At 40.0% G+C, this 22,283-nt stretch carries 26 protein-coding genes; 22 read left to right on the top strand and 4 right to left on the bottom strand.

All coding sequences use genetic code 11. The annotated features are described in order from the left end of the window. Positions 1-525: 525 nt before the first annotated feature. From J1899_RS20910 to spoIID, 13 genes are all read left to right on the top strand, one after another. A complete protein-coding gene (locus J1899_RS20910; RefSeq protein ID WP_066442351.1) occupies positions 526-915 on the top strand; it encodes an ATP synthase subunit I in 390 nt (129 codons plus the stop codon). 5 nt (positions 916-920) lie between these two features. After that, complete coding sequence (gene atpB / locus J1899_RS20905) at positions 921-1,634, top strand: F0F1 ATP synthase subunit A (protein WP_066442352.1); 714 nt, start codon at positions 921-923, stop codon at positions 1,632-1,634. 69 nt (positions 1,635-1,703) lie between these two features. Then, positions 1,704-1,916 carry a F0F1 ATP synthase subunit C gene (atpE, locus tag J1899_RS20900; RefSeq protein WP_066442353.1) on the top strand — a complete coding sequence of 71 codons (213 nt, stop codon included), beginning with the start codon at positions 1,704-1,706 and terminating at the stop codon, positions 1,914-1,916. Between the two features lie 154 nt (positions 1,917-2,070). Further along, positions 2,071-2,592 (top strand): F0F1 ATP synthase subunit B, encoded by a 522-nt coding sequence (atpF, locus tag J1899_RS20895; RefSeq protein ID WP_214476484.1) that lies wholly within the window; start codon positions 2,071-2,073, stop codon positions 2,590-2,592. Next, a complete protein-coding gene (locus tag J1899_RS20890; RefSeq protein ID WP_214476482.1) occupies positions 2,589-3,125 on the top strand; it encodes a F0F1 ATP synthase subunit delta in 537 nt (178 codons plus the stop codon). Before atpF ends, J1899_RS20890 begins: the two co-directional genes overlap by 4 nt. Before the next feature lie 24 nt (positions 3,126-3,149). Then, positions 3,150-4,658, top strand: coding sequence for a F0F1 ATP synthase subunit alpha (gene atpA / locus J1899_RS20885; RefSeq protein ID WP_214476480.1), 1,509 nt, complete (start codon positions 3,150-3,152; stop codon positions 4,656-4,658). Positions 4,659-4,755: 97 nt separating this feature from the next. Further along, positions 4,756-5,613 (top strand): F0F1 ATP synthase subunit gamma, encoded by an 858-nt coding sequence (locus J1899_RS20880; RefSeq protein WP_151573820.1) that lies wholly within the window; start codon positions 4,756-4,758, stop codon positions 5,611-5,613. A 190-nt stretch (positions 5,614-5,803) separates the two neighbouring features. Continuing rightward, entirely contained in the window at positions 5,804-7,222 is a 1,419-nt protein-coding gene (gene atpD, locus J1899_RS20875; RefSeq protein WP_066442358.1) for a F0F1 ATP synthase subunit beta, read from the top strand. Between the two features lie 22 nt (positions 7,223-7,244). Beyond that, the gene (locus J1899_RS20870; RefSeq protein ID WP_066442359.1) at positions 7,245-7,652 is read left to right on the top strand and encodes a F0F1 ATP synthase subunit epsilon; all 408 of its coding nucleotides are present in this window, start codon (positions 7,245-7,247) and stop codon (positions 7,650-7,652) included. A 355-nt stretch (positions 7,653-8,007) separates the two neighbouring features. Then, complete coding sequence (locus tag J1899_RS20865) at positions 8,008-8,268, top strand: DUF1146 family protein (protein ID WP_151573822.1); 261 nt, start codon at positions 8,008-8,010, stop codon at positions 8,266-8,268. A gap of 230 nt (positions 8,269-8,498) precedes the next feature. Beyond that, entirely contained in the window at positions 8,499-9,248 is a 750-nt protein-coding gene (locus J1899_RS20860; protein ID WP_214476478.1) for a YwmB family TATA-box binding protein, read from the top strand. A 33-nt stretch (positions 9,249-9,281) separates the two neighbouring features. After that, the gene (murA, locus tag J1899_RS20855; RefSeq protein ID WP_066442362.1) at positions 9,282-10,589 is read left to right on the top strand and encodes a UDP-N-acetylglucosamine 1-carboxyvinyltransferase; all 1,308 of its coding nucleotides are present in this window, start codon (positions 9,282-9,284) and stop codon (positions 10,587-10,589) included. Between the two features lie 273 nt (positions 10,590-10,862). After that, positions 10,863-11,882: a stage II sporulation protein D gene (gene spoIID, locus J1899_RS20850; RefSeq protein ID WP_214476476.1), complete on the top strand. Its 1,020-nt coding sequence runs from the start codon at positions 10,863-10,865 to the stop codon at positions 11,880-11,882. A gap of 274 nt (positions 11,883-12,156) precedes the next feature. Here the strand turns inward: spoIID and J1899_RS20845 are convergent, their stop codons facing one another. Then, positions 12,157-12,591: a VanZ family protein gene (locus J1899_RS20845; RefSeq protein WP_214476474.1), complete on the bottom strand. Its 435-nt coding sequence runs from the start codon at positions 12,589-12,591 to the stop codon at positions 12,157-12,159. A gap of 141 nt (positions 12,592-12,732) precedes the next feature. On the opposite strand from J1899_RS20845, the gene spoIIQ reads away from it, so the two are divergent. Continuing rightward, positions 12,733-13,722 carry a stage II sporulation protein SpoIIQ gene (spoIIQ, locus tag J1899_RS20840; RefSeq protein WP_214476472.1) on the top strand — a complete coding sequence of 330 codons (990 nt, stop codon included), beginning with the start codon at positions 12,733-12,735 and terminating at the stop codon, positions 13,720-13,722. A gap of 144 nt (positions 13,723-13,866) precedes the next feature. On the opposite strand, the gene J1899_RS20835 is transcribed toward spoIIQ, so the two are convergent. Then, positions 13,867-14,523, bottom strand: a complete 657-nt coding sequence (locus tag J1899_RS20835; protein WP_214476470.1) for a LysM peptidoglycan-binding domain-containing protein — start codon at positions 14,521-14,523, stop codon at positions 13,867-13,869. Between the two features lie 716 nt (positions 14,524-15,239). Between J1899_RS20835 and spoIIID the strand changes: the two genes are divergently transcribed. Continuing rightward, complete coding sequence (gene spoIIID, locus J1899_RS20830; RefSeq protein WP_066442368.1) at positions 15,240-15,512, top strand: sporulation transcriptional regulator SpoIIID; 273 nt, start codon at positions 15,240-15,242, stop codon at positions 15,510-15,512. Between the two features lie 499 nt (positions 15,513-16,011). Continuing rightward, entirely contained in the window at positions 16,012-17,013 is a 1,002-nt protein-coding gene (mreB, locus tag J1899_RS20825; RefSeq protein ID WP_066442369.1) for a rod shape-determining protein, read from the top strand. On the opposite strand, the gene J1899_RS22785 is transcribed toward mreB, so the two are convergent. Further along, entirely contained in the window at positions 17,006-17,131 is a 126-nt protein-coding gene (locus tag J1899_RS22785) for a hypothetical protein (RefSeq protein WP_281420589.1), read from the bottom strand. The two genes, mreB and J1899_RS22785, sit on opposite strands and share 8 nt — an antisense overlap. A 151-nt stretch (positions 17,132-17,282) precedes the next feature. Here J1899_RS22785 and J1899_RS20820 point away from each other — a divergent pair, with 151 nt between their 5' ends. The 6 genes from J1899_RS20820 (at position 17,283) to J1899_RS20795 (ending at position 21,527) form a co-directional block, all read left to right on the top strand. Next, the gene (locus J1899_RS20820; RefSeq protein ID WP_066442370.1) at positions 17,283-18,122 is read left to right on the top strand and encodes a flagellar hook-basal body protein; all 840 of its coding nucleotides are present in this window, start codon (positions 17,283-17,285) and stop codon (positions 18,120-18,122) included. A 30-nt stretch (positions 18,123-18,152) separates the two neighbouring features. After that, positions 18,153-19,001 (top strand): flagellar hook-basal body protein, encoded by an 849-nt coding sequence (locus J1899_RS20815; RefSeq protein ID WP_214476469.1) that lies wholly within the window; start codon positions 18,153-18,155, stop codon positions 18,999-19,001. A gap of 13 nt (positions 19,002-19,014) precedes the next feature. Next, positions 19,015-19,287, top strand: coding sequence for a DNA-directed RNA polymerase subunit beta (locus J1899_RS20810; protein WP_214476468.1), 273 nt, complete (start codon positions 19,015-19,017; stop codon positions 19,285-19,287). Positions 19,288-19,646: 359 nt separating this feature from the next. Then, on the top strand, positions 19,647-20,069 hold the full coding sequence (fabZ, locus tag J1899_RS20805; RefSeq protein ID WP_151573832.1) for a 3-hydroxyacyl-ACP dehydratase FabZ: 423 nt from the start codon (positions 19,647-19,649) through the stop codon (positions 20,067-20,069). 449 nt (positions 20,070-20,518) lie between these two features. Beyond that, positions 20,519-20,845, top strand: coding sequence for a hypothetical protein (locus J1899_RS20800; protein ID WP_214476467.1), 327 nt, complete (start codon positions 20,519-20,521; stop codon positions 20,843-20,845). Between the two features lie 301 nt (positions 20,846-21,146). Next, positions 21,147-21,527, top strand: a complete 381-nt coding sequence (locus J1899_RS20795) for a hypothetical protein (protein WP_066442375.1) — start codon at positions 21,147-21,149, stop codon at positions 21,525-21,527. 128 nt (positions 21,528-21,655) lie between these two features. Here J1899_RS20795 and J1899_RS20790 read toward each other — a convergent pair whose 3' ends face one another. Next, positions 21,656-22,075, bottom strand: coding sequence for a YwpF-like family protein (locus J1899_RS20790; RefSeq protein WP_066442376.1), 420 nt, complete (start codon positions 22,073-22,075; stop codon positions 21,656-21,658). Between the last annotated feature and the right edge of the window lie 208 nt (positions 22,076-22,283).

Genomic DNA, 22,283 nt, shown 5'->3' with positions numbered 1-22,283 from the left:
TTTGGAAACCAAAGAGCAGCAGCCTCTCTTTAAATAGTTTTATTCAATAATCCTTCTCTTATAAACTGCATTTTAAAACAGAATTTACATAAGAATCATAGCTGTAAAAAGCTTTCAAGAGGTAAAAAAGAAAAAATATGAACAATATGTGAACTCTTATTTTTCCAGGTTTAGGTTGTGAACTTTTTGACCTGAAACGCATTGACATTGACAAGCCCCTATTGTATGCTTACAAAGGGTATAATTGATAGGGTTTACAAAGCAATATTGGCATGTTGTTAAGGTTTTAAACCTCCCTTTGCATTTGGTTTTTAATACATAAAATCGTGTAGTTTTGAAAGGGAAGAATTTGAACCTGCTGTATAAATCCGATCAATTAATACGCTTTTTCTGTTGCTCTTTTCTTGTTGTTTTTGGCGCAGGCACTTCTCCCTCTTTTAAAAAGAAATCCATACATACTATTAATAAGAGGATGAATATGGCCGTTGGTAAATGGTTCTCTACGGCAGACAGGAGAAAAGGGATATGCCAGAATTTAAATTAATGTTTATTAGGCAAAGAAAGTATATGTTCTATCTTCTAGCGATCTATGTTCTTGGCTGGGGATTCACGTCACATCAGCATATATACTTAGGTTTAATCATTGGAACAGCCTTGAGTATGTATATTTTATGGTCAATGGTCAGAAAAATAGATCAATTTGGAGAAGCGGTTGCCACTGGCCGAAAAGTGTATTCAATCGGAATGATCTCTAGAATGGCAGTAGCTGCATTAGCAGTGCTGATTGCCACGAGATATCCTGATCAAGTGCATTTTATCAGTGTAATTATAGGATTAATGACAGCTTATATTGTCATTATGATAGATTTTGCCATCCAGACATTACAATCAGCACTCAGCAAGGGAGAGAGGTGAAAAATTTGAATCATGGTGCTCCTACTGTAGATATCATGGGTTTGCATTTTAATTTATCTAATATACTCATGATAACTGTAGCTAGTATTATCGTATTTATTATAGCGTACGTCTGTACCCGCAACCTTTCTATGAAACCAACGGGCAAGCAGAATTTCATTGAGTGGGTTATGGACTTCGTTAAAAACATTATTAACAGTTCAATGGATTGGAAAACAGGTGGAAGATTCCATGTGTTAGGAATCACACTTATTATGTTCATATTCGTTTCCAATATGTTAGGTCTGCCATTCGCTGTAGTCCTCGACCATGAACTATGGTGGAAATCACCTACCGCTGATCCAATCATAACATTAACCCTTGCGGCGATGGTGATCGCGCTATCACACTACTATGGTGTGAAAATGAAAGGGTTAAAAGAATATGGTAAAGACTTCTTTAGGCCAAAGGCGTTTATGTTCCCGCTGAAGCTTGTAGAAGAATTTTCAAACACATTAACACTAGGTCTTCGTTTATATGGAAATATTTACGCGGGTGAAATTTTACTTTCTCTACTCTCTACTTCCCTCGCATACTCAACCTGGTGGGGAACCATACTAGCAATTCCATTAACGGTAGTATGGCAAGGATTCTCCGTATTTATCGGTTCTATCCAAGCATTTATCTTTACTCTGTTAGCAATGGTCTACATGTCTCATAAAGTAAATCATGACCATTAATATATTATATGTTCAGCTTATTGAACAAAACAAAAATAAACTATATACAATTCAAGGAGGAAATACAAAATGGGTGCAATAGCAGCAGCAATCGCAATTGGTTTAGCAGCATTAGGTGCAGGTTTAGGTAACGGTATGATCGTTTCTCGTACAGTGGAAGGAATCGCTCGTCAGCCAGAAGCTCGTGGTATGCTTCAATCTACAATGTTCATCGGGGTAGCTTTCGTAGAGGCGATTCCAATCATGGCGGTTGTTATCGCGTTTATGGTAATGGGTCAATAATCGGTATATAAAATTAGAAATGGCGAAGTCGATCGATAAGAACCTTCGCCATTCCTTTATGCCTAATATTTGGATTAGTGAATCAATTATCGAACGAAATATGGATACTATCTTAGATTCCAGATGAAGATTTCTGAAGGGAGTGAACTCGTCCGTGCTATTAAATGGTTTTGCCTTAGGGGCATCTTCTGGTGTATTTACCGGTGGAGATATCATTTTTACAATCTTCACATTTATTATATTGCTATTTTTAATAAAAAAGTTTGCATGGGGTCCATTAATGGGCATGATGCAGCAGCGTGAAGAATACATTGCAAACGAAATTACAGCAGCTGAAACTAGCAGAGTTGAGGCGAAAAAGTATCTGGACGAACAGCGTCAGTTATTAACAGAAGCTCGTACAGAAGCACAAACATTAATTGACAATGCAAAGAAACAAGCAGACATTCAAGGCCAGGAAATTACTGAGTTGGCACAAAAAGAAGCACAGCGCCTGAAAGAATCTGCTGCACTCGAAATTGAACAGCAGAAGGAACAGGCTGTAGCGGCAATTCGTGATCAAGTAGCATCACTTTCCGTTTTAATTGCGTCTAAAGTTATCGAAAAAGAATTAACTGCAGAAGACCAACAGCAGTTAATTGATGAATATATTAAAGAGGCAGGGGAAAAACGATGAAGAGCGCTGCGGTTTCAAAACGCTATGCAATTGCTCTTTTTGACCTTGCCAAAGAACACCAGCTGATCGACAGCATGGAGCAAGAGTTACTCGTAGTAAAAGATGTCATTCAAAATAGCGAAGAATTCCAAATGCTATTTCAATCTCCGAAAATTTCTATTCAAAAGAAGAAAGAGATTGTAAAGGATGCTTTTGCTTCGTTAAACGCTTTCGTTGTAAATACATTAATGATATTAATTGAACGCCACCGCGAGGATATTATTGCTGAAGTGGCAGATCAATTTATCGGACTTGCAAATGAAGCTAGAGGAATTGCTGAAGCAAAGGTTTATACAACAAGACCATTGACTGACGCTGAAAAACAAGCTTTATCAGCAACATTTGCAGCAAAGATTGGAAAAACATCACTTCGTATTGACAATATTATAGACACTAATCTGCTGGGCGGTATTAAGCTTCGAATTGGGAATACTATTTTCGATGGAAGCCTGCGCGGTAAGTTAGATCGTCTTGAGCGTCAATTGTTAGGATAAGATTCGTAGATAGGGGTGAAACTCATGAGCATCAAAGCTGAAGAAATCAGTGCACTGATAAAGAAGCAAATTGAAAACTATCAGTCGGAAATTCAAGTAAGTGAAGTGGGTACTGTAATCTCTGTTGGAGATGGTATTGCCCGTGTTCATGGCCTCGACAATGTCATGGCTGGAGAACTTGTTGAATTTTCAAACGGCGTTATGGGTATGGCACAAAACCTGGAAGAAAATAACGTTGGTATTATCATTTTAGGACCATTCACAGAAATCCGTGAAGGTGGCGAAGTGCGCCGCACAGGCCGCATCATGGAAGTACCGGTTGGTGAAGAACTGATTGGCCGCGTAGTGAATCCTCTTGGACAGCCTGTTGATGGAATGGGTCCAATCAACACAACTAAATCACGTCCAATTGAAAGCCCGGCTCCTGGTGTTATGGATCGTAAATCTGTTCATGAACCATTGCAGACAGGTATTAAAGCAATCGATGCTCTTGTGCCAATTGGCCGCGGACAGCGTGAGCTTATTATCGGTGACCGTCAAACAGGTAAAACATCCGTTGCAATTGATACTATTTTGAACCAGGCGGATCAAAATATGGTATGTATCTATGTTGCGATTGGACAAAAAGAATCTACAGTTCGTAACGCTGTAGAAACATTGCGTAAAAATGGTGCTTTAGAATATACAATTGTTGTGACTGCATCTGCTTCACAGCCTGCACCATTGCTATATTTAGCACCTTATGCTGGTGTATCAATGGCTGAGGAGTTCATGTATAACGGCAAGCATGTGCTTGTTGTGTATGATGACTTAACTAAGCAAGCATCTGCATATCGTGAGCTTTCCCTATTATTGCGTCGTCCTCCGGGCCGTGAAGCATATCCAGGGGATGTTTTCTACCTGCATAGCCGTCTATTAGAGCGTGCAGCTAAATTGAGCGATGCAAAGGGCGCAGGTTCTATTACAGCATTGCCATTTATTGAAACACAAGCAGGTGACGTATCTGCTTACATTCCTACAAACGTTATTTCCATTACTGATGGACAAATCTTCCTTCAGTCAGACCTTTTCTTCTCCGGTGTTCGTCCGGCGATTAACGCAGGTCTTTCTGTATCACGTGTAGGTGGATCTGCACAGATCAAAGCTATGAAAAAGGTTGCAGGTACTCTGCGTCTTGACCTTGCTTCTTACCGTGAACTTGAATCATTTGCTCAGTTTGGATCTGATCTTGATAAAGCTACACAAGCAAAATTAAATCGTGGTGCTCGTACGGTTGAAGTGTTGAAGCAAGACTTGAACAAACCTTTAAAGGTTGAAAAGCAAGTTGCGATTCTTTATGCACTTACACGCGGCTTCCTGGATGATATCCCTGTAAATGATATCCTCCGCTTCGAAGATGAATATTTAACATGGTTAGACCACAACCGAAAAGAGTTGCTTGATCATATCGTAACAACGAAAGAGCTTCCTTCTGATGACGATATGGCTGCTGCGATCAATGATTTCAAGAAAACGTTCGCAGTATCTGAATAATAGAAGTCTTTCGAGTATTGGAGAGGGAAGCCTCTCCTAAAATCCTATCAGGCTCCTATTTTAGTCAACAAACTTTGAATGAGGGTGGTGAGAACCTGTGGCATCATTACGCGATATAAAATCTCGTATTACTTCTACAAAGAAGACGAGTCAAATAACAAAAGCCATGCAGATGGTATCTGCAGCTAAGATGAACCGTGCAGAAATGAATGCTAAGTCATTTGTTCCTTACATGGAAAAGATTCAAGAGGTTACTGCCTCAATCGCACTTGGCAGCCAGGATGCAAATCATCCGATGCTTACTAGCCGGCCGGTTAAGAAAACTGGTTATTTAGTAATAACATCTGATCGTGGCTTAGCTGGTGCATACAATAGCAATATTATCCGAACTGTATATCAAACAATCCAAAAACGCCATAAATCAACTGATGAATATGCGATCATCGCAATCGGCAGAACTGGCCGTGATTTCTTCAAGAAGCGTGGCATGAATGTGATTCTTGATATTGTTGCAGTATCTGATCAGCCGTCATTTACGGAAATTAAAGATATTACCAGCAAAACAGTCGGAATGTACTTAGATGAAACATTTGATGAACTTAATTTATACTACAGTCATTATGTCAGCGCGATTCAGCAGGATGTAACGGAGAGAAAACTTCTTCCGCTTACAGATATCTCATCTACTGGCACTTTGACTTCATATGAATTCGAACCAAATGCTGAAGAGATCTTAGAAGTGCTTCTTCCTCAATATGCTGAGAGCCTCATCTATGGCTCACTGCTGGACAGCAAAGCAAGCGAACATGCTGCCCGGATGACAGCTATGAAGAATGCAACTGATAATGCAAGTGATCTGATCAGCTCTCTTAGTCTGGTATACAACCGTGCTCGACAAGCAGCGATTACCCAGGAAATTACGGAAATCGTTGGCGGAGCAGCTGCATTAGAATAAAGAGATGACGAATGAAACGGGGAAGCTGGAGATGTTGCTCTGGCTTCTATGTTTGAAAGCATGCCGTTTTTTACAGCTGCCCGCGTCATTTTTTATGAATAAGAGATTATAAAATAGATGTATATTTAAATTAATGATTAGCTTCAGCATCTATAAAGGCGCTTACGCTTTTCTAGTAGGAGGGAAAAAGATGAATAAAGGACGCGTTCTTCAGGTTATGGGTCCAGTTGTTGACGTTAAGTTCGAAAGCGGTCAGCTTCCTGAGATCTATAATGCTTTGACTATTTCCAATTCAGCGAGTGAGTCTGGAGCTGGAATCAGCTTAACCCTTGAAGTTGCCCTTCATTTAGGTGACGATACTGTACGTACAATCGCAATGTCTTCAACTGATGGTCTAACAAGAGGAAGCGAAGTTGTTGATACTGGTTCAGCAATCTCTGTTCCTGTAGGTGATGTTACACTTGGGCGTGTATTTAACGTACTTGGTGAAACAATTGACTTGGATCCTGTCATTGCTGGCGATATTCGCCGTGACTCAATCCACAGAGAAGCACCTAAATTTGAACAGCTTTCAACTGAAGTAGAAATTTTAGAAACTGGTATTAAAGTTGTAGACTTGCTTGCACCTTATATTAAGGGTGGTAAGATCGGTCTATTCGGTGGTGCCGGAGTAGGTAAAACCGTTTTAATTCAGGAATTAATTAATAATATCGCACAAGAGCACGGTGGTATCTCTGTATTTGCCGGTGTTGGTGAGCGTACACGTGAAGGTAATGACCTTTACCATGAAATGACTGATTCTGGTGTTATCAAGAAAACAGCGATGGTATTCGGACAAATGAACGAGCCGCCTGGAGCACGTATGCGTGTTGCTCTAACGGGTCTGACAATGGCTGAATTCTTCCGTGATGATCAAGGACAAGACGTTCTTTTCTTCATGGATAACATCTTCCGTTTCACACAAGCAGGTTCTGAGGTTTCTGCCCTATTAGGCCGTATGCCTTCAGCGGTAGGTTACCAGCCAACACTTGCTACAGAAATGGGTAAACTACAAGAGCGTATCACATCTACTAACGTAGGTTCTGTTACATCTATCCAAGCAATTTACGTACCTGCCGATGACTATACGGATCCGGCTCCAGCTACAACATTTGCTCACTTAGATGCAACAACAAACCTTGAGCGTAAGCTTTCTGAGATGGGAATTTACCCAGCGGTAGATCCGTTGGCATCTACTTCCCGTGCTCTATCACCTGAAATCGTAGGGGAAGAGCATTACTCTATTGCTCGTCAAGTACAGCAAACATTACAGCGTTACAGAGAACTTCAAGATATCATTGCGATTCTTGGTATGGACGAGCTTTCAGACGATGATAAATTAGTCGTTGCACGTGCTCGCCGTATCCAGTTCTTCTTATCACAAAACTTCCACGTTGCTGAGCAGTTTACTGGCCAGCCGGGATCATATGTACCTGTTAAAGAAACTGTAAAAGGCTTCAAGGAAATTCTTGAAGGCAAATACGATCACTTACCAGAAGATGCTTTCCGTCTTGTAGGAAGAATTGAAGAAGTGATCGAAAGTGCAAAGAAAATGGGCGTAGAGGTCTAAATCTGGACCAGGAGGGTAAAAAATGAAGACAATCAATGTCAATATTGTTACTCCCGACGGCCCGGTGTATGAATCAGACGTAGAAATGGTGAGTACAAAGGCCGCAAGCGGTGAGCTCGGGATCTTGCCTGGCCATATTCCAATGGTAGCACCGTTACAAATTGGAGCTGTCCGTCTAAAAAACGGCGGAAAAACGGATTTAGTCGCTGTTAGTGGCGGATTCATTGAAGTAAAGCCTGAAAAGGTGACGATCTTGGCGCAATCAGCTGAGCAGTCTGAAGAAATCGATGTAGAACGAGCTAAAAGTGCAAAACTTCGAGCTGAAGAACGTCTTCACCAACAGAAGCGTGAGAATATTGATTTCCGCAGAGCAGAACTTGCTCTTCAGCGTGCCATGAATCGAATTAACGTATCTGAGAGACATTTTTAATGAATGTTAAAGGCACCTCACAGAACTAACTGTGAGGTGTTTTTTAGTATACTGCTGATTTAGCTCATTACTCCGTATCCATTCGTTATAAAAACCTCTCAATGTATAACAACCACTTTTGCCTCAAATCCCTAGTGCAAGAACAGATAAAGCGCAAGCTTACAGCAGACCGCTCAATTCGGTGCAAGAATAATACAAGTTTAAATGCAGTTAAAAGCATTCATTAAGGAAAGTTATTGATGAATGTAAAATTTTTTTAAATAAAGTGTAACTTACTAGCTTGAATATACGTCGAATGATAGGATGGATTTGGAGTGTCTATTATGGATGCCTTTAAACTGGAGGAGGAGTTAGGATGATTACAGGAGACTTTGGGCAGCAGGCGCTCATCAGCATCATGTCACATCTTGTATTTATTGCCCTTGCCTGGTGGGCATTGCAGGCTATTCGTCTAGACCAATTATTAAAGCCAAATCGGGTTGTACAGGCAAGAGTTCTGTATATCCTTTTATCCATCATAATTGGTTCTGCTGCTAGTAATTTTTTCCTTGACTACTTATTATGGTCACAGCAGCTGCCTCTTATCTTACAAACAATAGGCTTATCTCAAATATAGGTCTTCGTGCATGTTTTCTTTTATGCAATTTTTCAGTATGATTCTCTTGTTGTGAAAAAATATTACGCGTTTTTATACTCTTGTGAAGCATTTTTCAAAGTTGGACAAAAGACAGAGTACATTCTGAATTTGATGAGTACATATTGGATGATTGTCAAAAAGTGACGAGAGTTTTTAAGTATGTCGTGCTTCTCCTTGGTAACAATGATACTAAGGGGAGGAGATTCAAAATGAAAGATAAAAAAGCGATTTTATTAGCAATTATTACCGTAATTGGTTTTATGGGCTTAACGATTGGGAATAAGACGATTGTAGCATATGAAGAGCTTGACCTATCAAAGTTTGCTTCTGTAATGGAAGACGAGAATATTATCATATCTGAGTGGTCTTTACATGCAAGAGAAAAAATGGAAAGTTTTGAAACACTTGATCAAGCTGAAGGATACACAAATCAGCTAAAAAAGGCATATGCTGATTGGGAATGGACAGTAAAGTCAGAGTCTGATCAATGGGAAGCAACTGCTTCAAAAACAGATGATGAAGGCATAGCTGAAAGCATTAAAATGATGTCTGCAGAAGCTGGCGGAGAGATCCAATCCTACTTGACATATGAGATGAAAGGCAGCTTATGGAACAGCGATACAGAGCAGTTGGCTGAAAATAAGCTGAAAAGCAGACTTTCCGACTTATTTCGCGGAAATACCACAATTTTCTCTTGTATGAAAGGCGAATTCAATGATAAGATTAATGGGTCTTTGTCAAATACTGCAAGTCATTTACTAGAAGTATTTGATGCAGAAGAAATTGAAACGTTAGAAGAAGAAAATTTTGTTTCGACAACTGCTAGTTCACCGATGTTCCATGAATCGGTTGCAGCTGGCGGACAGAAAATGAATGTACAAATTGGATTAAGAACTGAAGGGATGGGCGCTAATACAACCATAGTTATTGGCACACCCATCATTACGATTGAATATTAATATAGAGATAATGGACGCGGAGGGGAATACACTTTGGAAAAAATCATCGTCCGCGGCGGGAATCGGCTAAGCGGAACTGTTAAAGTTGAAGGCGCAAAAAATGCTGTTTTGCCGGTTATCGCTGCTACACTGTTAGCAAGTGATGGAAAAAGCATAATTCGTGATGTCCCTACTCTCTCCGATGTATTTACAATTAATGAAGTATTACGCTATTTAAACGCCGAAGTGGAGTTTGATAATAATACAGTAATCGTTAATGCATCAAGAGAGTTAAGAGAAGAAGCACCTTTTGAATATGTTCGTAAAATGCGGGCGTCTTCATTAGTAATGGGACCGCTTCTTGCTAGAAATGGCCGTGCACGAGTGGCATTGCCAGGGGGCTGTGCAATCGGCTCTCGCCCAATTGATCAGCATTTAAAGGGCTTCGAAGCAATGGGAGCGACAGTAAAGGTTGGAAATGGATTTGTTGAAGCAGAAGCAGCAGATGGCCGTCTGCGCGGAGCAAAAATATATTTAGATTTCCCAAGCGTAGGCGCAACGGAAAACATTATGATGGCAGCAACACTTGCAACTGGTACAACAGTTATTGAGAACGTTGCAAAAGAACCTGAAATTGTAGACCTTGCTAATTTCCTAAACAGCATGGGAGCAAAAGTTAGAGGCGCAGGTACAGGAACGATCCGCATTGAGGGAGTGGAAATGCTTTTCGGAGCAGACCACAACATAATTCCAGATCGCATTGAAGCAGGAACATTTATGGTTGCTGCAGCGATTACAGGTGGAGATGTACTCATTAAAGGAGCAGTTCCAGAGCATTCTACATCCTTAATCGCAAAAATGGAAGAGATGGGTGTTGTATTTATTGAAGAGGCAGAAGGTGTGCGTGTATTAGCACCTGAAAAGCTGAAAGCAGTAGATATTAAAACAATGCCTCATCCTGGATTCCCGACTGATATGCAAGCACAAATGATGGCGTTATTGCTTCATGCAAACGGCACTAGTGTGATCACAGAAACTGTGTTCGAAAACCGTTTTATGCATGTGGAAGAATTCCGCCGCATGAACGCGGAAATCAAAATTGAAGGCCGCTCGGTTATCATGAATGGTCCTTCTAATCTGCAGGGAGCAGAAGTAGCTGCAACGGATCTTCGTGCTGCTGCTGCGTTAATTTTAACAGGTCTTGTTGCTGATGGAATTACACGCGTTACAGAACTAAAGCATCTTGATCGCGGATATGTAAGCTTCCATGAAAAACTGGCTGCGTTAGGTGCAGATATTGAACGTATTACGGAAGTTGAAGAGCAGCAAGCTGAAAAGTTTGTAACAGATTTAAACGCTTAATCAACTGGAATATATTGAAAAACCGCAACACCGAATTGTCTGTAAGGACAGAACGGTATGCGGTTTTTTTATTTATGTATAATTGTACCGTTGCTTATTTGGGCAGCTAAATTCATTCTTGTCAGTGACCAAATGCTCTCTAGCTATAATAGTTATGCTGAACTCTTAAAACAGTGGCAGAAACAGCCACCCAAAATTTCTTCGAATACTTGTCATATTAGCTTGTCCAATCCCATATGAATGGAATGAGACTGAAACTACGGAGGCTTACATATGACAAAAATCAAACCATTCATTCTACTAGCGTCGATTCTCTTTGCCGTCACGATCATTGTTCCGTCTCTTCTGGTTATTCCATTTTCAAATAATGAAGAGACAGGAAAGCTGGATGAAGAACTGGAGGAAACAGTGGCTGAACCAGCAGGCACTGAACCTGCCATTGAAGTGGCTGTGTTCCGAACAGCGACAAAAAAGGTTGAAAACCTGGCAATGGAAGATTATTTAGTTGGAGTCGTATCAGCTGAGATGCCTGCAGAGTTTGAAGATGAAGCTTTAAAAGCACAGGCGCTGACAGCAAGAACCTATATTGTTCAGCATCTAATGAAGGATCAAGATCTGAATATTCCTGGAGATGCACAAGTGTATGATACGGTCGATCATCAGGTATATAAAAATAAAGAAGAGCTAAAGAAGCAGTGGAAAGAAGATTATGACTCTAATATTAAGAAGGTGACTGAAGCTGTTCGTGCTACAGCAGGTCAGATCCTTACTTATGAAGGGAATCCTATACAGGCACAATTCTTTTCAACGAGCAATGGCTTTACCGAAAATTCAGAGTCTGTATGGACAAATGCCATTCCCTACTTAAAAAGTGTTGAGAGCCCATGGGATCAGAAATCACCAGAGTTTACAGATCAACTGGTCATAGCAGTGCCCGATTTTGAAGCGAAGCTGGGCGTGTCATTGCCGGAAGGTCCAGCAATCGGAAGTGTAACAGAACGAACAGCAGGAAAAAGAGTCTCCAAGGTGAATATTAATGGCAAGGAATTAAAAGGTGTCGATATCCGTGAAAAACTAGGATTAAGATCAACCGATTTTACATGGGAAAGAAAAGGCGATAATGTGGTCATTCAAACAAAGGGCTATGGACATGGTGTTGGCATGAGCCAATACGGAGCCAATGGCATGGCTGCAGAAGGAAAAACATATAAAGAAATCGTCAATCATTATTATAAGGGAGTCGAGATCTCAACGTCTGATACGATGCTCGCTAAAGTGATGGCGAAAAAATAGACAGAAACAAAAGAGCCGCCGAAGGCATTCGGCGGCTTTTGCTGCTGTAAAGTTTGGTTTGGCGAATATATTATTATTTTGGGCGAAAAAATGGAGATAACGGCGAAAATAATGTTTTAACAGCGAATAAGTTTATGCTAACGGCGAATATATTTCCAGGACAGCGAATATCCACATGCCAGACTCCGCTATATTGCAATCACTGCTCCATTTTACAGCAGAGAACCACTAAGTCACTCTAGTACATCGTTCCCTTTCACCTAAAATACCACAATTACTTCCGCGCAGTCGTCACCCTTTTAATACTTTCCAGAAAGCGGCCGATTTTTTGAAACCTTTCTCCCAAAACAGCTTGAGAAATGACCCAATAAGCAACTGCCACACCTATAACATCCTTCACAACGTCAATAAGGGTTGCAGAACGGTACGGCACAAAGTACTGATGTATTTCATCTACAACGCCATAGAGACAGGCTAGAGCGGCCAGGAGCAGGTTGATTTTAAACGTAAAGGGTTGTTTAAAAGTGAAAGCAGCTCCAACGAGCAGAAGATAGAGGATGCCAAATTCAACAAGGTGCATCGATTCTTTAAAGAAACGATCAAAAGCGGAGTCTGGCAACTCTACTACTGCATTATGCGGGAGACTTGATAGAATCCAAATAAGAATCATATAAGAAATAGGAAGGAGGCGAAGCAGCCATTTTAACATGATAAAAACTCCTTTGAAAAAAAGTTATAAGAAATATGAATAATTCAATCAGCTTTGTCGAAAAATAACATCTAAAAAAATATTTTTAAAAAGGTATATAATCCTTGCAATCTGTTCAGACTGATTGCTGAGGTGATGATAATGAGAGAGGAAGAAAAGAAACGATCTTCTCAAGATTCAAGTTTTAAGCGTTTTTTAAAGAAGCGTTGGGCATTCCCAGCAATCTACATTGCAAGTGCAGCTATTATTTTATCGGCGGTTCTATGGTATCAAAATAGCAGTGATAGCGCGATAGAGTCAGATGAATTTGATCATGAAGCTACCGATATTACTGGCAAAACAGAAGAACCGGCAATTGAAGTAACAAATTCACTAGAAGACTTCAAAATGCCTGTAGCTGATGAAGATACTGCTGTTATTCAAACACAGTTCTATGATCATAGTGCTGACACTGCAGATCAAGAGGCTGCGCTCATCGTTTATAATAACATCTACCATCCTAGCACTGGTATAGATATCGCTATGAAGGATGGGGAGACATTTGATGTCCTTGCATCACTAAGCGGTACAGTGACAAAGGTCGAGGAAGATAGAACGCTTGGAAACAAAATTGAAATCGAACATACAGAAGGTATTGTAACACAATATCAATCTGTTACTGAGATGAATGTTGAGGTTGGCGATCAAGTTAAGCAAGGCGATGTTTTAGCTAAAGCAGGACAAAGTCTATTTAATGAAGATGCAGGTGTACATGTCCACTTTGAAATTCGCAAGGATGGACAGGCAGTTAATCCGCATGAGTATTTTAACAAATCTCTAAGTGCATTACAGGAAGCTGATTTATCTGGAGACACAGAGGCAGCTGACAATGAAGATGGCTCTGAAGAAAGTTCTGCTCCTGAAGGTGATGAGGAAGCAAAACCTGAAGATGGAGAAGAAACAGCGCCTGAAGATGGCTCTGCTCCAGAAGAAGGCACTGAAACAGCACCTGGTGAAGACAGCACAACAAATCCAAATGACCAAGCTGAAGATGAAGGCACTTCTGATGAAGAAACTGATACAGAAGGCGGCTCTGAAGAAGAAGGGGACCATACTGGTGACCATTCTGAAGAGGACTCAGCTAACGCATAAGATGATAAAAACGAAAACCCGACATAATGTCCGGGTTTTTGTTCTTGTTTAGGAACTAGATTCAGCTGTATGCATGGCACTCAAGAATTTGAGGTGAAAAGCAGCACCAGCTTTACATTCACTAGGATAAACTTAATTTCTCTTCTATTTCTGAATATTAATAACAGAGCCATTTTTATGTGTCACAATGACCGTTTTTCCCGCAAGGCGCTGATATTCCTGTGCCGTGCCATAAGGAACTTTTAAGGCGAAATGGCGGCCGCCTGTTTGAAATTCAACGGTAAAATTATCAGCTGCTCCGATAATTTTAGCAGATTGAACAGCGATATCCTCCATAATGATCAGGCGCTGGTGGATGAGCACCATATCATTTTGAAGATGATTCAAGCTTTTTAATTCAGATACTGGCACGCCATAACGGTCTGCAATGCTCCACAATGTATCACCGGGGACTACTGTGTAAATAGCTGCGTGCTGAAGGAAGGTTTCTGTTGTGTGATATTCAGTTGGCACCTCCAGTTTCTGTCCGGGGAAAATTTTATCCGAGTGTAAGTCGTTCATTTCCTTGAGCTGCTGGACGGTTAAATCAAAATCCTTCGAAATTCGGTACAACGTATCGCCTTTTTCCACTTCATACGTGCCTGCAGATGCCTTTGCTTCTTTTCCGCCAAGGCCAATAGCAGAAGCTGTGACAGCGGCTGCCACCGTGACTGTCGCAAGCTTTGTATTTCTTATCCTCATTTTTTTCTTTCGCGTTTCATCAATTCGTGCCTTCCTAGGTCTTAAAACAGCTTTTTCCATCTCATATCTCCTTTACTTATCTTTTATATATGTTTGGGTGAATCTGGCTGTATACCCATATTTATGAACGTTTTAGTCAGCATAAGTGTATGTGAATAGACCCAAAGCGACAATAGGCAAGAAATCATAATGGCTTTTGTTACTATATACACGTAAATTGTGAGTACAAAACTCTTCAATAGACGAATAGAACTGCAAAATTGGAAAGGAATTATTGAATTGCTAGGCAGATGGATACGGAGAGAATAAGGTTTGTCCTTTTTTATGATGCAAATGGGGGAAAGGCAGCAGAATTTTAAGAGATATTGTCCTAAGGGTATTTTTTAATCAGCTGAAAGAAATGGGTCATACTACACGAAACTATCGGACTAATACGGATGATATAGCCAAATTTTTTAAAACTTGCCGAAAGAAACAAGCAAATTTGTAAGTTTTCTGAAAAAAATAAGCAATGACTTGTCCCGATTCATGAAATTGTGCATATATCTTCATCCAAGCTAATAAAATGTTACAAACCTTACAAAGAGAATGTTTGAGGTGGGTATCGTTTTAATGCTATCAGTGAATGAGCAGGAGCAGATGATTATTTACAGCAGGTAAATGGAAAGGTTTTGCCTTTCTGCCGCAGGAAAGTTGTGCGGACTATCGTATAGGACAAAGATAAAAGCGAGTCTCATTTCACACTTCTCACATCCAATTTAGGGAGGGCGAGTGGTGTGCACGATTACATCAAAGAGAGAACTATCAAGATTGGAAAGTATATCGTGGAGACGAAAAAAACAGTTCGCGTGATTGCGAAGGAGTTTGGCGTATCCAAAAGTACAGTCCATAAAGATTTAACAGAAAGACTTCCTGAAATTAATCCCGATCTTGCAAATGAAGTAAAGGAAATTTTAGATTATCATAAATCCATCAGACATCTCCGTGGGGGAGAAGCCACTAAAATGAAGTACAAAAAGGAAGAGCTAGAGGGGGAGCCCATCAATTAATAAGGGAACCACACAAAATAAGACGTAACACAAACGGTATGCAAAGAATGTATTCTGTATTCTATGTATACCGTTTGTGTTTTTTATATGATGGACAAGGGACCTAGGTTCTTCCAGAAATTAGGTCGATAAACTGGATAGGAACGAATTCGACAAATTCTTTAATTTGTTCTATATAATTTGACAAAAAGTTACTTTATTATAGATAGATGTGCTAAAATATACAATTAGGATAATAACTTAGTTTAGCTAATAGATGTGGGAAAAAAGGCTCTTTTTTGTCTGTCTTTTTCTGCTCGCAATTTTTCATAAAGACATCGTTTGCTGAGAATGATTTGCGCTAATTGTGAAGAACTTCTCAAAGGAAAATAAAGATATGTACTGTACTAAAACTGATATAGGCCACCTCAGGCTTTGAAGTGATCATCAATGTCTGTGTCTTACTGCTTAAGCCGCTGCGGACAGTGCGGGCCAAAATTTCAAGGAGGAAAGAAAGAGAATGTTTGCTAGGGATATTGGAATTGATTTAGGGACGGCTAATGTGCTCATACATGTGAAAGGCCGCGGAATAGTTTTGAACGAGCCTTCAGTTGTGGCAATTGATAAAAATACAAACAAGGTACTTGCCGTTGGCGAAGAAGCCCGCCGCATGGTTGGCCGTACACCGGGAAATATTGTGGCAATTCGTCCTTTAAAAGATGGCGTAATTGCTGATTTTGATGTAACAGAAGCAATGTTAAAATATTTTATCAACAAACTTGATGTAAAAGGATTTTTATCAAAACCGCGCATTTTAATTTGCTGTCCGACCAATGTTACAAGCGTTGAGCAAAAAGCCATTAAAGAAGCAGCAGAAAAGAGCGGCGGCAAAAAGGTATATCTTGAAGAAGAACCAAAAGTCGCTGCAATTGGTGCGGGGATGGATATTTTCCTTCCAAGTGGAAACATGGTAGTTGATATCGGCGGCGGTACTACAGACGTAGCAGTTCTTTCAATGGGCGACATCGTCACTTCTTCATCCATTAAAATGGCTGGCGACAAATTTGATAATGAAATTCTTCAATATATCAAAAGAAAATATAAACTCTTAATCGGGGAAAGAACGGCAGAGGATATTAAAACAACGATCGCAACCGTTTTCCCTGGTTCAAGAAGTGAGCAAATGGATATTCGCGGCCGTGATATGGTTTCAGGTCTGCCAAGAACCATTACTGTGTATTCAGAAGAGATTGAGCAGGCGTTAAGAGAATCGGTATCTGTTATTGTTCAGGCAGCTAAGAGCGTACTTGAGCGTACACCGCCTGAGCTTTCAGCAGACATTATTGACCGAGGTGTTATTTTAACAGGCGGCGGCGCTTTGCTACACGGCATCGATATGCTCTTAGCAGAAGAGCTGAAGGTTCCTGTGCTTATTGCCGAAAATCCAATGGATTGTGTAGCAATTGGAACAGGCATTATGCTTGATAATATTGACAAGCTGCCTAAGCGGAAATTTAGTTAATTAAAAAGCTGCCAGTGAGAAATTCTGGCAGCTTTTTTTCAGTAACATAGTGAAACATGAAGACATGCTTTATCGGCAATTCATAATAGCTTGCACATGCTTCGCCAATTTTTTTCAAAATATGACTTTTTCCTTTATTTTTTTAATGTATATTGTTGATTTTTTTTTTATAATAAAAGTAAGACGTAAAGAGCTTTTATTTTTTCTGCGTTTTTGATCCGCTGCTTCGTCTTTTCAGGAGACGTTCAGTATTTTAAGAGGTGAGAATTTTGTTTAAAGGATTTTATACAGTGGCTTCCGGAATGCTTGCTCAGCAGCGGAGAACAGAAATGCTTTCCAATAACATGGCGAATGCGAATACACCAGGATTTAAAGCAGATCAGTCTGCTATTAGAAGCTTCCCGGAAATGCTGCTTCAGCGTATGGATCAGCAATCTATTCCGACAGAGAAGGGTTTAAATATACCAGGAAACACAACCATTGGCAGCATAAGCACAGGTGTGTATATGCAGGAAGTGATTCCTAATTTCCTTCAAGGTGATATAAAAGAAACAGGTTTAAATACAGATGTATCCTTAATCAATGTGAATGTCCCTGACAATGGGGAGGAAGATGCAGTTGGTTCAGTATTCTTCACTGTTACCGGGCCTTCTGGAGAAGAGCGTTATACCCGTAACGGAAACTTCACTCTCGATGGAGCAGGATATTTAACAACTGCCAGCGGCTTGTATGTACTTGATGATGCAGGGCAGCAGATTCAGCTGACAAGTGATGACTTCTCTATTAATGAGGAAGGCATCCTGACAGGTGCAAATGGCGAAGTGGCTCGTCTTGGAGTTGCTTATACAGACAATGCCAACAGACTGATTAAAGAAGGGGATGGCCTTTACCGGACAGAAGATGGCAACAATTTGCCTAGTGCCTATCTGGCCGGCGGTGTGCAGTTTAACCTTCAGCAGGGATTCCTTGAGCGCTCAAATGTAGATGTCAGTCGCACGATGACCGACATGATGACAGCCTATCGCGCGTTTGAAGCGAATCAGAAGGTTCTGCAGGCATATGATCGCAGCATGGAAAAGGCTGCAAATGAAGTCGGGCGCATCGGATAATCATGTCTATACTTTCTAAGGAGAAGAACTATGAATAGAACGATGATCACGGCAACCAATACATTGGCACAGCTGCAGAAGCAAATGGACATTGTCAGCAACAATGTAGCCAACATTGATACAAATGGATTCAAAAGAAGAGAAGCGAACTTCACTGATCTGCTGTTTCAGCAATTTAACAATGGACCAGGTGCTCCAGGGGCAGGGGATGCTGGGAGGCTGACACTGAATGGCATTCGTCAGGGTACAGGTGCAAAGCTTGCGATTTCAAAAATCGTAATGGCGCAGGGCAACCTGAAAACAACGGATCGTCCACTTGATATGGCGCTAACAGCAGAAGGTCAGGTTTTCAGAGTGCTTGAACAGAATGATAATGGTTCTGCCATTCGATATACAAGAGACGGTGCCTTTTATTTAACGCCGATCTCTCAAAACGAAACAATGCTTGTAACGGGAAATGGCTATCCTGTCCTGGATGAAAATGATAATCCAATCACCATTAACGCACAAGCTTCTAACTTTGCTCTTTCGGAAACAGGCAGACTAACCGTTGATGTCCCTGGCGGAGGAACGGCAAGTTATGATTTGGGAATTTCATATGTGAATAAGCCACAGTTTTTAGAACAAAAGGGCGGAAACCTATTAGGGCTGCCTGAAAATATGGCTGATCTGGGAGTAGAAGCAGAAGAGATTTTAACAGAGTTAAATGGACCTCTTCGTAATCAGATCGGAATCGCTCAGGGAAGATTGGAGCAATCCAATGTTGACCTGTCAAAAGAGATGACCGAGCTGATTAATCTTCAGCGTTCCTACCAGTTTCAGTCCAGATCGATTTCGATGGCAGACCAAATGATGGGTCTAGTCAACGGAATTCGCTAAAGGAGCTTAGAACATGTCAGTAAACAGTCATAATCAAGAAGCGGCGAAAACGCGCGAACAAGTTAAAAATGAGCGAAAAGTAAATGAAGAAAAACCGCGTGCAAGACGAATCCGCATTCGTCTTATTCCGATCTGGCTTCGGATTATAATTGTCGCTGTCTTGATTGTAATCAGTGCCATTGCTGGTGCTGCAGTCGGGTATGGAGTTATGGGGGATGGCGATGCAAAAGACATCTTTAAAAAATCAACCTGGACCCATATAATCGATCTCGTCGAAAAAGAATAAATTGTTTAGCAGACTTTATTAGGAGGTCTGCTTTTTTTATGTTCGGAGGGTGAGTGGAGTTTGGCGGATATCTGGGTGTTTTCGGCAAATATATTAAAATAAAGGTGGAAATAAATTTTTTTACGGCGGATATATTTTCTGGACACCGGATATCCACTATAAATAGCTCGACTAACTTTACTATTTGTAGTTTTTATTATGTGAAAAGACCATTCAATAGGGGAAAACAATAAAAACTTGTACCAAACGTGCTGGTTTTAACAAAAACGGCTCTGATCCTTGTTCTTTCCCCATTTAACTTTGCGGTTCAACGGGTTTTTTAGTACAATAATACCTAATAATAGGAGGAGGTACTAAAAATGCTCGATATTACACAAATTAAAGAAATCATTCCGCATCGTTATCCGTTTTTGCTTATTGATAAAATGTTAGAGGTCGTGGAAGGACAAAAAGCGATTGGTCTTAAAAATGTAACAGCAAACGAAGAGTTTTTTAACGGCCATTTCCCTGATTACCCAGTGATGCCTGGTGTCCTAATCGTTGAGGCACTTGCACAAGTTGGAGCAGTTGCCATGCTAAAGAAAGAAGAGAATAGAGGCCGCCTTGCCTTCTTTACAGGCATTGATAACTGCCGCTTTAAGCGCCAAGTAAAACCAGGAGACCAGCTTCGGCTTGAAGTTGAAATTATTCGTGTGAAAGGTCCAATCGGCAAAGGCAAAGGCACTGCAACCGTAGACGGAGAAATCGTATGCGAAGCAGAAATCATGTTTGCGCTGAAATAAGAATAAGTTATGCTGGCTTAAATTTAAAATCAAATATAAACCCGAGTGATGAAAGAATAACCTTTCTGATCACTCGGTTTTTTTTATTACTGCTTTGCTGTTTCGAATTAATTTTAAAACATGGTTGAAATGTAGTAATCGAAACCCTGCTGGTCAAAAAGAAAAAGCTGAGATAAGCAGACTTGCTGGAGAGGCTTTGCTTCCGCCCATTTTTAGATGGGAAAATCATATAAATTAACCGCTTTCTTCACCTAATAAACTGGATATTATTGGACAATCAACCAGCGTTTATAACCTAACCAATAAGTGTATGTATGTAATATACAAGGGCAAGATCAGAAATTAACTGCTTTTAAAATATTTCATGCAAGTTGTTTGTTGTTTTGGGAAACATAAAAAAAGACCGAATCACAGGTCGACAATAAACAACGAAGAAAGGAGCTAACATTATGAATAACAAGCTTTTAAAGATCGTTGGAGGTTCTTTACTTTCAGCCATGCTTCTTACAGGCTGCGGAAATGACGAGCAGGACCCGCCGCCAGAGGATAACAATGTGGAGGACCCAGCTGGTGACGAAGACATGGACATGGATATGGACATGAACGAGGGTGACAACGGCGATACGGAAATGAATGAAGGTAACGACGATGTTACTGATCCAAATGCAAATGACACTGGCGATCCTAGTATGAATACAGAGACTGAAGGCGAAGACAATCCTGGCGAAGATATGATCGAAGATGAAATGAAAGATAACGAAGAAGATAATCAGTAATTCTAATTAGGGACAGGCTTTAGAGCCTGTCCTTTCTTCAAATAAGCTACTTAACACGACATCCTCCAGTGACCTAAACACACCAATATTCCTTTAAACAAAATTTAATACATGTTAAGCTTAAAATAGAGTATGACCTAAAGATGAAAAGTAAGACATATTTTCTCTAATTATGTAAAAAACTATATAAGAATCGACTATTTATGACATTTACTGTTTACTAATTACAATATTTTTATGGTATGATTACAAATAGACTTTATTCATTTGCAGAGCTTAGATTGGGGGTACTTTTAAAAGCATGGCGTTTAAAGATCTTTCGCAAGGAATCAAAATAAGTGTATCTCGTTCCATTACAACTTCTTTTGAACGGTATATGAGCAATATTCAATGGGACGAAGAGCAATTTGATATTCAGCGCTTTGTTTCTGAGTGGCAGGAGTATATACAGAATCATTCTTCCTGGTATAGCCAAGTCAGTGACGAAATGAAAGCTGACCCTGAATTTCATCAAGAACTTGCTGCGAAAATTAACGAAATAATCGAGAAAATCTTCTCAGAAAAGCCAACAGATGAACAAATGGAGGAGATCGAATCTCTCCAAAAGCAGACGGGCAAGGAAATGGACTATTCCTGTAAAATGGAAGCGAAATATGTAATTGAGCAATTGAAAAATGCATAATAATGTCACACTGCCAAATAAGGCATGTCGGCCAAAAGTGACAACACAATAAAAAAACAATCCTCATAATGGATTGTTTTTTTGTATTTAGTAAAGCTTTTATAGAAATCGTGCGGGTCATAGGAACGTTATTTAGCGGCTAATTTCGGACGGCTCCGCATTTTTAGTTTAAATTCATTCATGAGGTCTTCGCCGGTTAAACCTTGTGTTAATAGATCTTGAAGAAGAATTTCAGCAAAATCACTTTTTGTGCGCTTTAATTGACCTTTAAATAAAATGCTAATATGGTCATCAAATTCGTTCATCGATAAAATGGTTGTTAAGAAAGCAGCCGGATCGTTCTCCTTCTTAGAAATGACTACTTGAACAACAAGTTCTTGATCTGACTTCTGCTGAAAATAGCTTTTATACTGACTGTTTATATATGCTTCCAAAAGCCATGTGCTGTTCTCGTCTTCTTTATTAATGATCAAACCGTCATCAAGCACAATATCCGTGAGCTTATCCTCTTCGACCACCTGCATCGAAACTAACTTAAACGTCTTCATGCACGCTGCCTCCATTCGATCCTATTTATTAGTAAAAGTATAACACATTGCCGAATGAAAACGAATTTTCCTAAAAGAATCGACATAACGAATTTTTTTGTCTGAAATTGTAAAATTGAATTATAAAAAACAAAAAAGCTATTTCCTTTTAGAAAAAATATAAATATTTTTAAATGATTATGTTCAAAAATTGAATTTTGGCGATTTT

This window comes from Cytobacillus gottheilii, from assembly GCF_018582665.1.
In the GTDB taxonomy this organism is placed as follows: Bacteria; Bacillota; Bacilli; order Bacillales; family Cytobacillaceae; genus Cytobacillus; species Cytobacillus gottheilii.
Note: the sequence above shows the minus strand (reverse complement) of the source record. Positions and strands in the feature narration are given on the sequence as shown.

Coding starts and splice junctions, on each gene's coding strand:
- J1899_RS20795 (WP_066442375.1), top strand. CDS start 21,147: ATGGCGTTTAAAGATCTTTCGCAAGGAATCAAAATAAGTGTATCTCGT.
- J1899_RS20810 (WP_214476468.1), top strand. CDS start 19,015: ATGTCAGTAAACAGTCATAATCAAGAAGCGGCGAAAACGCGCGAACAA.
- atpE (WP_066442353.1), top strand. CDS start 1,704: ATGGGTGCAATAGCAGCAGCAATCGCAATTGGTTTAGCAGCATTAGGT.
- J1899_RS20835 (WP_214476470.1), bottom strand. CDS start 14,523: ATGGAAAAAGCTGTTTTAAGACCTAGGAAGGCACGAATTGATGAAACG.
- spoIIQ (WP_214476472.1), top strand. CDS start 12,733: ATGAGAGAGGAAGAAAAGAAACGATCTTCTCAAGATTCAAGTTTTAAG.
- J1899_RS20845 (WP_214476474.1), bottom strand. CDS start 12,591: ATGTTAAAATGGCTGCTTCGCCTCCTTCCTATTTCTTATATGATTCTT.
- mreB (WP_066442369.1), top strand. CDS start 16,012: ATGTTTGCTAGGGATATTGGAATTGATTTAGGGACGGCTAATGTGCTC.
- atpD (WP_066442358.1), top strand. CDS start 5,804: ATGAATAAAGGACGCGTTCTTCAGGTTATGGGTCCAGTTGTTGACGTT.
- J1899_RS20910 (WP_066442351.1), top strand. CDS start 526: ATGCCAGAATTTAAATTAATGTTTATTAGGCAAAGAAAGTATATGTTC.
- J1899_RS20815 (WP_214476469.1), top strand. CDS start 18,153: ATGAATAGAACGATGATCACGGCAACCAATACATTGGCACAGCTGCAG.
- spoIID (WP_214476476.1), top strand. CDS start 10,863: ATGACAAAAATCAAACCATTCATTCTACTAGCGTCGATTCTCTTTGCC.
- J1899_RS20865 (WP_151573822.1), top strand. CDS start 8,008: ATGATTACAGGAGACTTTGGGCAGCAGGCGCTCATCAGCATCATGTCA.
- J1899_RS20790 (WP_066442376.1), bottom strand. CDS start 22,075: ATGAAGACGTTTAAGTTAGTTTCGATGCAGGTGGTCGAAGAGGATAAG.
- J1899_RS20800 (WP_214476467.1), top strand. CDS start 20,519: ATGAATAACAAGCTTTTAAAGATCGTTGGAGGTTCTTTACTTTCAGCC.
- fabZ (WP_151573832.1), top strand. CDS start 19,647: ATGCTCGATATTACACAAATTAAAGAAATCATTCCGCATCGTTATCCG.
- atpA (WP_214476480.1), top strand. CDS start 3,150: ATGAGCATCAAAGCTGAAGAAATCAGTGCACTGATAAAGAAGCAAATT.
- J1899_RS20890 (WP_214476482.1), top strand. CDS start 2,589: ATGAAGAGCGCTGCGGTTTCAAAACGCTATGCAATTGCTCTTTTTGAC.
- J1899_RS20860 (WP_214476478.1), top strand. CDS start 8,499: ATGAAAGATAAAAAAGCGATTTTATTAGCAATTATTACCGTAATTGGT.
- J1899_RS20870 (WP_066442359.1), top strand. CDS start 7,245: ATGAAGACAATCAATGTCAATATTGTTACTCCCGACGGCCCGGTGTAT.